We start from the raw sequence: 14,691 nt of genomic DNA on the forward strand, positions 1-14,691 counted from the left end.
TCGCGCCCCCGGCCGGGTCGGCAGGCTCGTCCGCATGACGGCAAAGTCGATGAACATGAGCCCGCGCATGAGTCCGCGCCGCATAGGCAGGCGCATGAGCCAGCGCCACGAACTGAGCCCCATCCGTGCGCGGAACCTGCTGAAGCCCCTGCCCGAGAGCCCTCCGCTGCGGCGCTGGGCGACGCGCGCCGTCGGCGCGGGCCTAGCGGCAGCGGCGTACCTCCTCTGTCTCCCCTGGGACCTGCGCAACCGCCCCGAGACGCCCGGCGCGATCAACGAGACGTCACCGGTGACGGCGCTCGGCATCACCGCCCTGGCCGTCTCGATGCTGTCCCTGGCGGCCTACTTCGGCTTCCGCGACCGGCTGGTCCTGGCGCTGCTGCTTGTGGCGGGCCCGCCGGCGACGCTGATGTACGTCTCCTTCGACAGCCACCCGGAGCCGGACGCGGCGGTGTGGCCGCTGGCGTGGGGGTTCTTCGTACTCGTGATGGGGGCGGGAGTCCTGGCGGTGGCGGGTTTCGCGCGCTTGTTCAGGGACAGCGAGGCGTGAGCTGCCGAATCCGGCAGTAGATCAAGGGGATCAACCCCTCCGGTCGGCAAGCACCCAGGAGGCAAGCCCCACGCCGCCCGCGACGCTGAAGACGGCGGGCCAGGCGCCGACCTTCTTGGCGAGGGGATGGGACCCGGCGAAGGCGGCGAGGTAGGTGACGCCGAGCGCGGCGGCGGTCTTGCCGCCCGCCGCGGCACGCCACTGCCGCGCGGCGGCGACCCCGGCGGCGGCGAGGACGACTCCGCCAAGGGGCCGCTTCTTGGTCCACCGAGCGACGGCGAACCCGCCGACGAGCCCGCCGGCGGCCGTTGCCGCTGATGCCGGTACCTTCGCCACGCCTGCCTCGCTTCCACGGCTTCCAGCCGATACGTCCCTCGGGATGACTGTGGCCGAGGCTAACGCGCCGCCGGGAAGCCTTGCGGCGAGGGGGCCTGAGCCGCGTAGGTTGGTGCGGGTGCGCGCTGCGGCCGAGCGGCGCGATCGATGGCGCACCGACGAGGGACCGATAGTAGAGATGACCGCGCGAACCACTGCCCCCACAGTCCGAACCGCCCTGGTCATCGGGGGTGGCATCGCGGGCCTGGTGGCGGCGATGGCCCTGCGCAAGGCGGGCATCGAGGCGAGGGTGTACGAGGCGTATGACGGCTCCGGGCCGAGGAGCGGGGCCGGGGGCTCTCGCTTCGGCGGCGGCATGACGATCGCGCCCAACGGCCAGCAGGCGCTGGAGGCGATCGACGCGGCGGAGACGGTGAGCGCGATCGGCACGCCGGTGACGGCGCTTGGCCTGCGCAGCTGGACGGGCAGACACCTGGCCCAACTGACCGCGCCCGCTGACCTCCCCACCACGCGCTTCGTCTGGCGCACGGAACTGCACGAGGCGATCGCGGCGGAGGCGGAGGGCAGGTCGATCCCCGTCCACCGGGGCAAGCGCCTCTTGGACGCGACGGACACGGGCACGGGCGTTACGGCCCGCTTCTCGGACGGCTCGCAGGAGAGGGCGGACATCCTGATCGGCGCGGACGGCCTGCGCTCGACGGTGCGCCGCCTGATCGACCCGACGGCGCCGAAGCCGCACTACGCGGGAACGCTGACGTTCACGGCCCGCGTCCCGAAGACGGAACTCCCCTCCACGGAGGGGGTGTTGTACATGTGCTACGGCAAGCGGGCGTACTTCGCCTACCAGATTTTCGACGACGCGACGGCGGCCTGGTCGGCGAACCTGCCGCACCGCGAGCCGATGACGGCGGCGGAGGCGCAGGCGGTGGGCGCGGGGGAGTGGCTGAAGCGCCTGGCCGAGGCCTTCACGGACGACCGCACCCCGGCCCCGGAACTCTTGGCGGAGACGCCCCCGGAGGACCTGCTGATCCCGGGCCCCACAGAAACGATGCCTCCGGTCGAGACCTGGAGCCGAGGCCGCATGATCCTGATCGGAGACGCTGCCCACGCGACGTCCCCCACCTCGGGCCAGGGGGCGTCCCTGGCCACGGAAAGCGCGGTAGAACTGGCCCGCTGCCTACGCGACTTGCCGGTAGGCAAGGCATTCAAGGCCTACGAGTCCCTACGCCGCCCCAGGGTGGACCGCATCCTGAAACACACAACGGCCACGGCAACGGCCACATCAGCAGCGGCCCGCACGGCAACGCCGAAGCCGGCGGGGCCACTGAGCCGCGCCCTACGGGACGCGTTGCTGCCGGTGGCTACGAAGGTGGGCGGGGCTGGGGGAGCGGTTTGGGGGGCTTGGCAGTTCGAGCATCGGATTGATTGGGATGAGCGGGTGGGGTAGGCGGGCCTCAGAGTGGGGGGACTTGTTGCAAGGCGGTGAGGAACTCGCTCCAGGTGGACGGCTGGACGGTGACCCGGGAGGCGTCAGGGCGCTTCGAATCACGAACGAGGACTGCCTGCTCAACAGCGGCCACCTCCACGCATTCGCCTCCGGAGCCGTTGCTGTGGCTGCTCTTGCGCCACTGCGAGGTCAAAGGGCCGCTGGATCCTGTGGCTGGGGTCATCTGGAGTACTCCTCAAGCACCTTCTCAATCAACAAGGCGGAGCGGGCCGGGCTTGAAGCAGAGGCCCGAAGGGTGTCGAAGGCCTTCGTGTACTGGTCCACATCCGAGGGAGTTTCCAGGTAGACCGCATCAGTGATCCCATCCCGGTACACCACGTCCGGGTCGCCCCGCTCGGGGAAACCGAGGATGGTGTACGCGCCGGTCGCGGGGTATGTACCCGCGTCGAAGGGCAGGACTTGAAGGGTCACGTTCGGCAACTTCCCCATGGCCAGCATATGTTCGAGCTGCTGCTTCATGACGTCGCGGTCGCCGATGACGTGACGCAGGACCGTCTCGTGGATGACTGCCCAGAGCTCCGTGGGATTCTCGCGGGTGAGGATCTGCTTCCGTTCCATGCGCACATGGATGGCCCGCTCCAACTGCTCCTCACTGATGTGACCTGTGGCGCGGTGCAGTTCGGTGGCGTACGCGGCCGTCTGCAGCAGCCCCGGGGTGAACTCGCACTGGTACTGGCGCAGGCTTGCCGCTTCCTGTTCCAGCCCGACGTAGACCGAGAACCAGGACGGGATCGCCGCCGCGTGGGCATGCCACCAGCCGCGTAGCTTCGACTCCTTGGCGAGGGCCTTGAGGAACTCGCGCAGTTCAGGGCTGGTCCCGTACAAGCGGCACAACGCCTCGACGTCCGACGGCTGGACGCGCCCGGTGCCCGTCTCCATGCGGTTGACCTTGGACCCGCTCCAGTCGAGCTCCTTGCCCAACTGGTTGCACGTGAGGTTGTGCTCCTCGCGGAGCTTCTTGAGCTCGATAGCCAGTCGGCGACGTCGAGCGGTGGGCGAGCCGGTCATTCCAACTCCCTGTCATCTAGCGGAGGTTCCATCTCATCGGAAGCCCCTGGAAAGACCAATCACTCTATGGAGGGAATCCCTTCGTGCACATTGCACGGCGGGATGCGCGCTGCCATGCTCACATGCGTCGCTACGTTGGGTCCATGGGTCGTGACAACTAGTTGCCGACCTCGTCGATCTCATGGGCTTCTGGCTGAGAGGTGGAGGCGTGAGCGTTCATGAGTGCATGACGAGGAAGCCGTGGGAGATCCCGTTCCTCGCCGAACCAGAGGAAGTGGCGGCGCTGCGCCGCATCATGCGATTGCATCTGAACCTGTGGGGCCTTCCTGAACTGGTCGATGCGGCACAGTTGTGCGTGAGCGAGCTCGTGGCCAACGTCATTACGCATGTCGGCTCGCACACGCCCACGACGCTCGGAATCAGCATGAACGGCACGTTCGTCCGTATCGAGGTCAGCGACCCCGATGTGCGCGCGCTTCCGACACTGCTCGTGGCCGAGGCGGAGGCCGAAAGCGGGCGCGGGATGGCCCTGCTGGAGGGGGTCACCGACCGGTGGGGCGTGATTCTGCGGGGTGATTCCAAGGTCACCTGGTGCGAATTGGCCACAGGACTCGGATCGCCGACCGGGCACACGGGGGGCCTGCGAGTCGACCGTGCCGAGGCTGTGATCGGCCTCTATGGGGAGAAGACGGTGCGGAGGGGCAAGGCCTGTCCGGTCCTGGCCGTCGCCGTTGCGGAAGAGGCCGCGATCGACGTCATCGCGGACCTCCTCCATTGGCTTCGGGCTCACGGCTGCGATCCGGACGAGGCGCTGGATCGGGCGCAGACGCACTTCGAGGCCGAGGGCGCAGGTGGATGAGCCCGGGAGCGCGTCCCGTCGTAGAAGCCCGCTTCAGGTTTGTTCGGGGCGCCGATCCGGCTGATCCGGTGGGGAGTTGGCGCCCCTCTTTGGGCGAGCCGCCGGATGTGCTCCTTGGCTTCCGCGCGTCGGGTGCCCCACCTGTTTCTCCGAACGGATCACTGCGACCACCTGAACGGCCACCTGCTCCGGCGCCTCGTGCTCCCAGAAGCGGAGGACGGTCCAGCCGAGAGATTCGAGGTGGGCGGTGGTCCTGGTGTCGCGCATGGCGTTCTTGTTGATCTTTTCGCGCCAGAACGTGGGGTTCGACTTGGGAAAGGTGGCGTGCTCGGGGCAGCCGTGCCAGAAGCAGCCGTCGATGAAGACGGCGATGCGGAGTCCGGGGAAGGCGATGTCGATCGTGTTGCGGGCCATTCCGGGGACGCGTCGCTGAAGCCGGTAACGGAGGCCGGCGGCGTGGAGCAGGCGACGGACGGCCACTTCCGGTTTGGTGTCCCGAGAGGGCTGTCTGCTCATGCGGGCTGAGACGGTGTGGGACGAGGGGATCGGGCGTGAAGCGGGCACGATCTCAGTGTGAGGCGTCTTCGCGGACCCGCGGGGACCAGTCGGCGAGTGCGCGCCACACGTCCTCACCCGGGGGCGCCAGGCCGAGCGCGGCGCTGAGGACGTGGATGCCGAGGCGGGGCGGAACGGCGTTGCCGATCTGTTGGGAGATGTCGCCGCCGGACCAGGGGAACCGCTTCGGGAAAGTCTGGAGCTGACCCGCTTCGCTCGTGCTCAGCCGGGGGAGGTCATCCTCCGTCATGTCGTCGGTGACGATGCGGTTTCGGGAGACTTTGCCCGTCACAGTGGCAGCGGGTTCGCAGGAACGGCGCCTGCCACGGAGCTTTGGGTCGCCACCAGTGCCGTAGTTGGAGACGACCCGGAAGGGTTCGGTGCGCTCGGTCAGCACGTCTTCCATGGCCACCCAACTCTGCAGCACGAGATCGCCCGCCGGCCTTGGGGCGCCCTTGCGGTAGCGCTGATGTGTTGGGGTGGGGAGGGCCGCCGTGTGTCCGTCACGTCGGGCGACGAGGATCGCGCGGCGGCGGGTCTGCGGGACGCCGAATTCCTCGGTGTGCAGGATGCCGTGGGCCACCGAGTAGCCCTCCTCGGCGAGGGCCGCTCCGTACGCCTCCCAGACGGGGAGGGCTGCGGGCACCTGCTCCAGGACGATGGCGTCGTATGGACGGAGCCCGTCGTTGTCGATGGCGCCCAGCGCCCAGCGCAAGGGCTCCAGGACAAGTCCTGTGCGCTTGTCGTCCATGTCGGCGAGGTCGGCATCGATGTTGGCGCGTGCGTCGCGGTCGACGAGGCGCTGGACGTATTTCAGCACGTCGTCCAGGGCGCGGCGCCCGGCCCCGGTGCCGGCGACGGTGAAGCTCTGGCAGGGCGGGCCACCGGCGAGGACATTCGCTTCGGGGAAGTCCTCCGGACCGTAGCTGCGCACGTCGCCGTGGATCGATCGGAGACCGGCGGCGTCACGTGTCGTCACGGCATTCGCGTCCCATTCGATCCCCAGTGAGGGGACACCCAGAACCGTTGCGGCCATGTCCAGCCCGCCGGGGCCGGCGAAAAGGTCCACGATGTGGAAACCCACAGGTGAGAGCTGGTGAGGCAGAGCGACGGTCATGGTGAGCGAGTTTATAGGTGATGGAGGAGGTCGGGGGAGCCGGTGGAGGGCCACGACGTCACGTGGCCGACAGCGCGGCGTGGATCGCACGCCCCAGCGCCTCTCCCACCGGAGGCGGGGAGGCATGGCCGACCTGGCGGTAGCGGGCGGTCTTGCGTCCCGCGAAGGCCCAATCCTTGGGGAAGCCCTGCAGCAGGGCAGCCTGCTCGACGGTGAGCGCCATCATGCCTTCGCGTCCGAGGGCCGGGTTCCACTCGAAGTCGGGGTCCGGCACTTCGTTCGCGACCGTGCCGCCGTCCACGCCGATGCGAGCCCAGGCCCGCTTGGAGCCGGTCGGGCCCAGGTCGGCACCGCCGCGTTCCCAGGAACCGCCGACGAGCGTGGGGGCGACCTCGGTGGCCTGTGCCGCCCACTGGGCGGCTCCGGGCCAGCCACGGGCGGCCATGGTCGGGCCGAGCGCCTGACCGACGGTGATCGGGGGTTCGGGGGAGGGCGGCGGAATCCGGAATGCCTCGGCCGCCCCCGGGCTCGCGAAGGCGAGGAGAATGCCCTGCTTACGTTCCTGGGGCACGCCGTAGCGGGCGGCATTGAGGACGAACCAGAGCGGGGCGTAGCCGCTCGCGGACAGCTCCTGTTGTACGTGGTCCCGGAGTGGCCGGTACATCTCGCTCGTGATCAGATCCGGTACGTTCTCGATCAGGAGGGCGCGGGGGCGCAGGGCCCGGGTGAGATCGAGGGTGGCACGGAAGACCGACAGCTCGTGGTCATTGCCACGTTCGCGGGAGACGGCGGCCGCTGCCTTCACGCGCGGCAGACCACCGGAGATCAGGTCAAGTCCCAGCAGGGTCGGTTCCTGGGCCAGTGACGCAGGATTCATGGTGCTCAGGTCTTCCTCGTGGAGGCGCCAGTCGGGTCGGTTGAGGCGCAGGGTGTCGAGGGCGACGGGACGGTTGTCGATCAGAAGGACGGGGTCGAAGCCCGCGTATTCCAGGCCAAGTGCGAGGCCTCCGGCGCCGGCGCACAGCTCGAGGGAGGCCAGCCGACGGGCGGGGGATGTCGGCGCGGGCGCTGCCGCAGGCCGTGGGGCCCGGATCGGCCCGAACTCGGGTCTCTCTACCGGACCCGGCGAGATCGCGTGCGTGGGTGGGGGTTCCGAAAGGGCCTGCTGCGCTTCGTCGGGCCTCAATGCGGCCACGGACTCCTCGGCCACGGACCGTAGTTCGGCCTGTAGCTCGGTGTCGTCCAAGGCCTCGAAGATGACGAAGGGAGCGAGCCTGAGGAGCCGCTTGAGGAAGTCCCTCAGAACGTCGCGCTCCGCGAGACCCTGCAGGTCGACGGCCGCCCAGGCGTGCAGGATGTTGCGTACGAGATGCGGGCTGCCGCCGAGGGACTTGCGGCGGGCGTAGATCTGGTCGAAGGCAGCCTCTCCGAGGATGTCGAGCGCCGCGTATGGCTCCGGAGCCACGGGGTCACGGACGAGGTGCGCCCGCCACCACAGGCGGCCGAAGACGTGCCGGGTCAGGTCGCTGGCCACCACACGGTCGCCGGGTGGGCGGGGATAGCGCCAGTATGCGATGTCGGGAAGCAGGGTCAGCGCGAGAAAGGCCCAGACGTCGCCGGACGCTGCTTCGGCCGGCATCAGGTCCATCTTGCTGTGCAGGAGCGCGGCCAGTTCGAGATCGAAGCGGGCCCGTGCCGTACGAGAGGACTCGTCGGGGAAGCCCGCACGAGCGGCGGTCTCCAGGACGCGGGCCCGCAGGTCGCGCAGTTGTGCCTCCGTGATCCTGTCGCCGCCGGTGGCGACGTAGACCGCGGACTCATGGCGGTACGCGACGTGTTCGGCCAAGTCGTGGGGTGGCATCTCCTTGTACCGCTGGTGGAGCGGTTTGGCCTGTCCGGCGAGGAGGCGGGGGTAGAGGAGAGCCATGGGTCATGCCTCCTGGAGGATGCGTGTCGCGGCCTGGAGTTCAGAGGCGAAAAGGCTCGGTGAGTTCTGTCGGAGCTGCCGAAGGTCCTGGATCGTGCGGCCCGCAAAGAGCTGGTGGAAGAGGTTGACCAGGGTCGCTCCCAGCGAGTCCTCGGGGAAGTCCGCTTCGTCGAGGAACTCCTCCTTGAGCAGGGCATGTTCCATCATGATCCGGGCGCAGTCGGAGTACACCATCGAGAGGACGACGCGATCCACCGGGCCGGGTCTGGCCGCGTGGGCGAAGGCGGCGGAGACCTCATCGGCCTTCTCGTTGACGAGGAGAAGCATGGAGCCCATGGCAGCGGCGTTCAGATCCGATCCGAGTTGCAGGTGCCAGGCCGCGCCGTCCCGGAACGAGGTGTGGGCGAAGTCGATCACCGTCATGGGGAAGAGAGGCGCATCGCCCTGAAGACGCAGCGCCGCGGTGTCTTCCCAGAGCAGCGACCCGGCGCGGCGTGGAGCGAAGGGGGCAGCTCCCCCAGCCGCACGGGCGAGGACGAGCACTGTCTCCAAGGAGAGCACGCCCCCGAGTTGGGCTCCCGCCAGGACGGCGTGAAGGTCCACGGTGCACACGTCGTCACCGGTGAGCGGAACCCGTTGCACGGGGCCTCGGAGATTGGAGCCGGAGGCGGTCCAGATGGCCGCGAGGGTGAGCACCGCGCCGTCATTGAGGCCTGCTCCCGCGCGGGCCGTCGGCAGATCGACGTGCACGGTGCGGCTCACCTCGACGTCCATGCGGTAGTCCCAGAAGTCGAGAGACTCCGGGAGAGCGATGGTGGCGCCGTCGAGGACGAGCTGCCACGGCTCGGCCCGGACACAGGATGTGGCGGGCGATCGGTAGGGGAGGGCGAGTCTGCTCACGACGCGCTCACCGCCTGGGTCTTCACGGTGATCTCCGTGATGGTGTCCGGGGCCGGACGGACAACGGCGCGCCAGACGGTGTCGTCGCCGCCCTCGATGACATAGGTCGGCGAGGCGTGGAGCGTGCCGGTGGGGTCCTCCCAGCCGACGAGGCCGGGCATCGCGGCGCCCGCAGGAGGGTCGGTCTCGCGATTGCCGGTGCCGGGGAGAGCCACGGCCAGTTCGACCCGAACACGCTGCACGACCGGAGCGGGGAGGGTGAACGCCTGCACGAGGACCGAGTGCCCGAAGCGCTCTTCGTACGTGGTCTCGCCCGAGTACTTCACGCGTGGGCGGGGGGCACGGCCGGTGTCGACCTCCGGGGGCGAGGCGGCGGCAGTGCCCTGGCCGCGGCCCCTCCGTCGCGCGCCTGAACGGGGGCGCGGGTCGGGATGTTCCTCGTCGTCGTCCGGCGCTGCTGTGGCCCGGCCCGTGGAGTGGGTGCCGTAGTCCGTGGCGCCCCCGGTTCCCCAGGCGCCGCCCACCAGCGGGGAGAAGCGGGCGCTGGCTGCGCCCAGTGCCACGTTCGCCGAGCCCTCTCGGGACGTTCCGCCCAGCTGGAGCAGCTCGTCGACCGCCTCCTTGAGACGGGTGAACGTGGTGCGGACGAAGGTCCGGTCGTGGCCCTCCAGGCGGTGGTGGTTCCAGGCGTCGTGTGTCGGGGGTTCGGCTTCGGCGTAGGTGGCGTCCATCTGGTCCGTGGCGCGGAAGACGCCTGCGTACGAGAGGAGTTCGGCGCCGGTCTCGCGCCCCGGCCAGTAGGTGACCACCAGCTCCGCGGGGCGCATCAGCGCCACGTGGTGCAGGGACCGTTCGACCTGCACCATCTCCATGGCCCGTCGGGCGGCGGGGGAAGGCTCGAGGGGAATGACCGGACGCTGGACGAGCCCCAACCGCCCCAACTCCCTGATGGGCTTCTGACACGACAACGTTCGGCCCTCGTCGGTGACCAACTGGCGGTAGGCGTCCACGAAGAGGTTGAGTGGGGACGTGGTGCGCGGATCCGGGACGGGGAAGTCGCGCCCTTCGCAGGTGACGGAGAACTGCATGGCCGACGAGCCGTCGGCCCGCTCCAGCATCTTGGGCCACAGGTGCCAGGCCACGGTCTCGGCGAGATAGGCAGCGGCTTCCTTCGGCTCCAGGCCGTCGAGTTGAGGATCGAGGACGACGACGCTCGTACCGGCCTCCTCCGCGCCGAAGGGCGTGAGGCCCAGCTGGCGGGCTGTCTCCTCCGCAGCGGCGCCGACGAGGGGGTCGATCACGTCTCCGGAAGCGTCACCCCACCAGTGCCGGCCGGTGTAACGCCGCTCGTCGCCCTGAAGGTCCCTGTCTCGATAGCTGTGCCACAGGGCGCAGCCGATCAGGCGGGTCTCCAGGTCTCCCCGCTCGTTGCGGCAGCGGGTGTGCACGAGCACCGTCCCGAGGCTGGAGAGGAGGTAGAAGATTGCTTTGCCGAAGCCGTACGTGCCGCCGCCGAGTCTGGTGTCGCGGGGCTCTCCGACGTTTCGTACGAAGGCGACGAAGTCCTGACGACCCTTGGGGATCTCGTGGGCGCGGGTGGGGCCGCCAAGGCCGTTCGTGCCCCGATCGGAGATCGTCATGATTCGGATGCCCGCGCGAAGTGCCCTGCGCAAGGCCAGATGGTCGTTCGACGGAGCGCCGTTCAACAGGAGCCTGCGCCAGGAGTCGGCAGACGCGGGACCGACATACCCCAGGTCGATGCCGAAGCGGACCGGTCCGTCCTGCCGCGGGTCCCTGGCGTCCCAACTGTTCTGGGCGGCCTCTCGCACGAGGATGGTGAGCAGGTCCAACTCGGGGCGGCCGAGCTGGTTGCGGATGCCCTCGGCCGCGCTCGCGCCTTCCGGCGGATACGGCTGGGAGTACCACTGCGGTTCGATGCGCGCGTCTGTCACTTGCTCTCCCCGAGCATGGCGGCCAGATGTTTCTCCACCCGGGTCATCGGGAGAGGGCTGGGCGGGGACACGGAGAGATCCACCGTGTACTCGACGTCGGTCACGTTGCCGGGCACCTCGGCGACGGCGAGATCGGCCGCCGTGAGGCGGGGGAAGCCCGCGACCACCGCGTACCAGCGCTCCTCACGCACGAGGAATCGGGTCGTGCGGTAACGCTCCGTGTCGACGGTGTGATAGCCGGCCTCGGCGAGGCGACCGAGCAGCGTGCTCTCGTCGTCGCACAGCCGCAGTGCCCGCTCCACCAGGTCCACGACGCTCGCCCCCTCGCCGCCCTCGGGGACGCGCTCGACGCGCAGACAGGCGAGCTGGAGGGAGCCGCCCTCCGGTGGCTCCAATTGCCGCAGGCCGTGGACGCGTACGCGCAGCGCGTCCCCGGTGGTGGTCTTGACCTCGACGGCGTCGGTCCCAGAGGTGAAGTCGTGCGGGCAACCGTTCGGCCCAGTCCACAGCCGGTGGGCGCTGGGGTTCTCGGCGAGGAGTCGGAGCAGTATGTGTAGTTCGCCGTAGAGACCTGCGAGTTGCACGGGACCCAGCAGCGCGCCGTGCGTACGGAACAGGGCCCGCCAACGGTCCAGGACCCGGTGCAGAGCTTTGAGCGTCTGGGAGGAGGCGGGCGTCTGCTCGTCCCCGCCGAGCTGCGCGATCTCCCGCAGGACGTTTTCGCCGAGCCCGGTGAACACGTCGTCGAGGTCGTGCCGCAGGCAGCCGAGGTCGGCGTAGTGCTGGTAGACCTCCGCGTCCTCAAGGGGGCGCTTGCGCAGGTGAAGGACCTGGCCGTCGCGGATCTCCCGGACGTGCTGATTCCCTGCGATGGGGACCAGCAGATGGCGATGGCCCTCGCGATCGATGGCCGCGAGGACCGGGCCGCGTGACGTGCTGACCGGCAGGGGCGCGGTGCGGAGCCGATTGTCCGCAGACACGGGAGAGAGAAGGAGATTCCGCCAACTCTCCTCCAGGGCCCGCCGGAATACGTCACTCACGCCGAGTCCTCGCCTTCGAGAGTGCGAAGGTCCTCGTCGTCGTTGTCCTCCAGCCGAATGCCGGAGAGGTCCGCCGAGATATAGCTGCCGTCCCAGCCGACCTCGCTGTCCTGCCGGGGTTCCGGAAAGACCAGCCCGACGCCGATCACATGGTCCTCGGCGCCGAGCGGCTCACGGAACTTCTTGCGGCGCTCGGAGGGGCGAGAGTCCTTGTCGATCGGGTACAGCACGAGGAGACCGTTGTCCGGGAGCTGCTCGCGGCGCTCCCGCTTGATCTCGTCCTCCGCCAGGCCACGAGGGACGTCCTTCAGGTCCACGGCAGCGTCGGCCCGGCTCATCAGGGTCTTGATGTCCGCGAAGTCCGCTTCTCCCTTGAGGTTGCGCAGTCGGGCACGGGTGATGCGGCCGACGGTGACGTCCGGGGCGAAGGTGAAGTCCGTGTCCGTGGTGCCCGCACGGTTGCCGATGATCGCGACGTTCCAGCGCAGGAGTGAACCCCTTTGGACGCGGCGCTGGACATATGCGGAGATCAGTTCGGCGTCGCACTCCTGGGAGCTCTCGTGGAAGCGGTACCGGCCCAGAAAGTCGAGCACGTCGGTGTGCGGAACCCCGTGCAGGATATGACGGCCTTCCTCGGGGCGCGAGTGCTGCGTGACGGCCTGGCTGACGGCGCGACGCACCAGCTCGCGGGCAGCTTCTTGGTTGTCGAGCAGCCAGTCAGTGGCCGTGTGGAAGTAGCGGGTCTGGATGCGGCGACCGCCGTACGCCGCGCTGGCCCTGATCGCGGACTGCATCTTGGCCGCCGCCGTCACCCGCAGCACCGGGTGGGTGCGCAGGCGGACCGCGAACGTCTGTGGGGTCTCGTTCTCATGGAGGTACACGTCGATGTCGCGACGCATGTCCGCCTCGACGGTGGCCAGATGCCGGAAGGCGGAGTGGAGTTCGTCCGTCATCCACACGCGCGGGAGGTCGGCGTACCCGTTCCGGAAGCCGAACCAGCGACCCATCTGGAGCAGGGTGTCGTACGCGGAGGCGGCGCGGACGAAGTAGGTGACGGCGAGGCCTTCCAGGGTCAGGCCTCGGGAAAACTTGTTGCCGCCGACGGCGATGGCGACCACCGGGCCGTTGTCGTAGTCGAGGGTGTCCTCACTGTCGGAGTTGTCCATGATGATCCGGCAGTCGCCGATGACGCCCGGCAGCTCTTCCAACAGCGTCTCGAAGGGGACCTTGGTCTCCCGGAAGTCCTCGGCCGGCACCCGTTTGGTCTCGTCGTCCCAGAGCGTGCGCAGTCGCTGTAGGGCGTCAGGATCGTTCAGGTGGTCCAGGGTGTGTGCGCGGAGCCTCTTGAGGGGCTCTCGGAAGCTGTTGTGGACCTGGATGCGCATGCTGGTGTGGATCAGCATGGTGGCGTGCTTGTTGCCGGTGCCACGAGCCCGGCGAGCGGCGGTGGTGAGCCAGAAGTAATGGATGGCGTCTTCGAGGGTGTCGGTGATCTCGGGCGTGAAGCCGTCGGCGTCCGCCCTTGTCGCAGGAGTGACCAGAGGGACGTCCTCACCGGGGACCCTGCGGATCATGTCGTACCCGTCATCGACGTCCTCGGGGTCCTCGCCGTCGAGGGCGTACCTGCCGAACAGGACCTCCGTACCGAAGTGTCCCTTTGGCTGCGGCAGGTTGACGATGAAGTCGCTCGGGTACAGGTCTTTCGCCGCCGGGTCGATAAGGACATTGGCGAAGGGGGTCGCGGTGTATCCGACGTACGCAGCCTTCGGCAAGGTGTCGAGAATCCGGAGGATCAGCGGGTTGATCGATGGGGTGGCGACGCTGGCCTGGTCGGCCTCATCGTCGATCACCAGGGCGGGGGCCTGCTGCAGGTAGTCGGAGGCCGACTCCAGCCAACGGGCGAACTTGCGGAGTACCTTGGCGTTCTTCTTCACCACACACAGCACGTGGGTGCGGTTGCTGCCGCCGAAGAAGGACGCGGCATTCTCCATCGGTACGAAGTCACGGTCGAGACCGGTGAGTTGGGACCACCCCGTCGGATTCGACTCCACAAGCTGTTGGGCGAGGCGGGCCTGGGTCTGACGGCGCAGGCCGTTGTGGATGCCGGCGAGCACGATGAAGAGCTTGTAGCCGCGGTCGGCCGCCTTCGCCATCACCGAGGTGAAGTTGGTGGTCTTGCCGGACTGCACGTAGCCGACAACCAACCCGCGTGTGGAGAACTCGGGTTCCTTGGGGTGGTTGAGCAGTGAGACGACACGCGTGGACGCGCCATCGAGATCTTCGATCGCGCCCTTTCCCCAGCCCGACTTCTCCAGCTCACGCTGGATCGCGGGCCATGCACGGTCGTTCTCGCGCGGTCCGGTGTACCAGGTCTCCCGGTTGCCGTTGACGGCTACCCGTGGTTCCTCCATCTCTTTGATCGCGAGCAGCTTCTGTTCGTGGCGCTCACGGATGCGCTGGATCCGCTCTGCGTCGACCCCCAGGATCTCCAGCTTCTTCACCGCTTCCGCGGGCGTGCTGGTGTCGAGGAGATCGCGGAAGACGCCGTATATCTGGTCGAGTTCGCTGCTCACTTGTTCTCCTTGCCGGGCCGAGCGTGGCGCCGGTACCCCGATTTCTTGCCGGTTCACCGCAGTTGGTGGTCCCGTGAATTCCAGAGTCCGCAAAAATGCACGCCGAGCAGTCATTCGGGGTGCGAACTGACCGGGCTCACCGGTGGGGCTGTGCACCGCGGGTGGCGTCGTCGTAGCGCCGGTCGGCGGTGGGCGCATCAAGCATGCTGTCGTGTTCCCCGGGAGCGTGGGGCTCTATCCACGGAAGCAGGCAGCAACGGCTCTGCAGTTCTAAAGGTTCCTCTTTAACGATATCGCACAGGCGTTTCATATGGGGTGCGAGTGCGAAAAGGGTGGTGAGGCCCTGGCTAAAGGTGCCAACAGGTCC

General features: G+C 68.6%; 13 protein-coding genes. 3 read left to right on the forward strand and 10 right to left on the reverse strand.

The annotated features are described in order from the left end of the window. Positions 1-34 precede the first annotated feature (34 nt). On the forward strand, positions 35-550 hold the full coding sequence (locus tag ACIGXX_RS19035; RefSeq protein ID WP_399977025.1) for a hypothetical protein: 516 nt from the start codon (positions 35-37) through the stop codon (positions 548-550). A gap of 30 nt (positions 551-580) precedes the next feature. Here ACIGXX_RS19035 and ACIGXX_RS19040 read toward each other — a convergent pair whose 3' ends face one another. Continuing rightward, positions 581-886, reverse strand: a complete 306-nt coding sequence (locus ACIGXX_RS19040; RefSeq protein ID WP_351164748.1) for a hypothetical protein — start codon at positions 884-886, stop codon at positions 581-583. Positions 887-1,064: 178 nt separating this feature from the next. Here ACIGXX_RS19040 and ACIGXX_RS19045 point away from each other — a divergent pair, with 178 nt between their 5' ends. Continuing rightward, on the forward strand, positions 1,065-2,333 hold the full coding sequence (locus ACIGXX_RS19045; protein WP_351164747.1) for an FAD-dependent monooxygenase: 1,269 nt from the start codon (positions 1,065-1,067) through the stop codon (positions 2,331-2,333). Between the two features lie 7 nt (positions 2,334-2,340). On the opposite strand, the gene ACIGXX_RS19050 is transcribed toward ACIGXX_RS19045, so the two are convergent. Both ACIGXX_RS19050 and ACIGXX_RS19055 read right to left on the reverse strand, forming a co-directional pair. Further along, complete coding sequence (locus ACIGXX_RS19050) at positions 2,341-2,556, reverse strand: DUF397 domain-containing protein (RefSeq protein WP_399977029.1); 216 nt, start codon at positions 2,554-2,556, stop codon at positions 2,341-2,343. After that, positions 2,553-3,401 (reverse strand): helix-turn-helix domain-containing protein, encoded by an 849-nt coding sequence (locus ACIGXX_RS19055; RefSeq protein WP_399977032.1) that lies wholly within the window; start codon positions 3,399-3,401, stop codon positions 2,553-2,555. Before ACIGXX_RS19055 ends, ACIGXX_RS19050 begins: the two co-directional genes overlap by 4 nt. 226 nt (positions 3,402-3,627) lie before the next feature. Between ACIGXX_RS19055 and ACIGXX_RS19060 the strand changes: the two genes are divergently transcribed. Then, positions 3,628-4,260 (forward strand): ATP-binding protein, encoded by a 633-nt coding sequence (locus ACIGXX_RS19060; protein WP_361470851.1) that lies wholly within the window; start codon positions 3,628-3,630, stop codon positions 4,258-4,260. A gap of 33 nt (positions 4,261-4,293) precedes the next feature. Here ACIGXX_RS19060 and ACIGXX_RS19065 read toward each other — a convergent pair whose 3' ends face one another. Genes ACIGXX_RS19065 through ACIGXX_RS19095 form a run of 7 tightly spaced genes read right to left on the reverse strand, consistent with a single transcriptional unit; the run spans position 4,294 to position 14,324 of the window. Next, positions 4,294-4,776, reverse strand: a complete 483-nt coding sequence (locus ACIGXX_RS19065) for a very short patch repair endonuclease (protein WP_399977035.1) — start codon at positions 4,774-4,776, stop codon at positions 4,294-4,296. Between the two features lie 52 nt (positions 4,777-4,828). Next, on the reverse strand, positions 4,829-5,932 hold the full coding sequence (locus tag ACIGXX_RS19070) for a DNA cytosine methyltransferase (protein ID WP_361470808.1): 1,104 nt from the start codon (positions 5,930-5,932) through the stop codon (positions 4,829-4,831). Between the two features lie 58 nt (positions 5,933-5,990). After that, positions 5,991-7,859 carry a DUF6339 family protein gene (locus ACIGXX_RS19075; RefSeq protein ID WP_399977038.1) on the reverse strand — a complete coding sequence of 623 codons (1,869 nt, stop codon included), beginning with the start codon at positions 7,857-7,859 and terminating at the stop codon, positions 5,991-5,993. Positions 7,860-7,862: 3 nt separating this feature from the next. Further along, the gene (locus tag ACIGXX_RS19080) at positions 7,863-8,759 is read right to left on the reverse strand and encodes a hypothetical protein (protein ID WP_399977041.1); all 897 of its coding nucleotides are present in this window, start codon (positions 8,757-8,759) and stop codon (positions 7,863-7,865) included. Beyond that, positions 8,756-10,711 carry a hypothetical protein gene (locus ACIGXX_RS19085; protein WP_399977044.1) on the reverse strand — a complete coding sequence of 652 codons (1,956 nt, stop codon included), beginning with the start codon at positions 10,709-10,711 and terminating at the stop codon, positions 8,756-8,758. Before ACIGXX_RS19085 ends, ACIGXX_RS19080 begins: the two co-directional genes overlap by 4 nt. Beyond that, positions 10,708-11,751, reverse strand: coding sequence for a PD-(D/E)XK motif protein (locus ACIGXX_RS19090; RefSeq protein ID WP_361470816.1), 1,044 nt, complete (start codon positions 11,749-11,751; stop codon positions 10,708-10,710). Before ACIGXX_RS19090 ends, ACIGXX_RS19085 begins: the two co-directional genes overlap by 4 nt. After that, a complete protein-coding gene (locus ACIGXX_RS19095) occupies positions 11,748-14,324 on the reverse strand; it encodes a Z1 domain-containing protein (RefSeq protein ID WP_361470818.1) in 2,577 nt (858 codons plus the stop codon). The genes ACIGXX_RS19090 and ACIGXX_RS19095 overlap by 4 nt, the downstream gene beginning before the upstream one ends. Between the last annotated feature and the right edge of the window lie 367 nt (positions 14,325-14,691).

It is taken from the genome of Streptomyces sp. NPDC055243, from assembly GCF_044544025.1.
GTDB lineage: Bacteria > Actinomycetota > Actinomycetes > Streptomycetales > Streptomycetaceae > Streptomyces.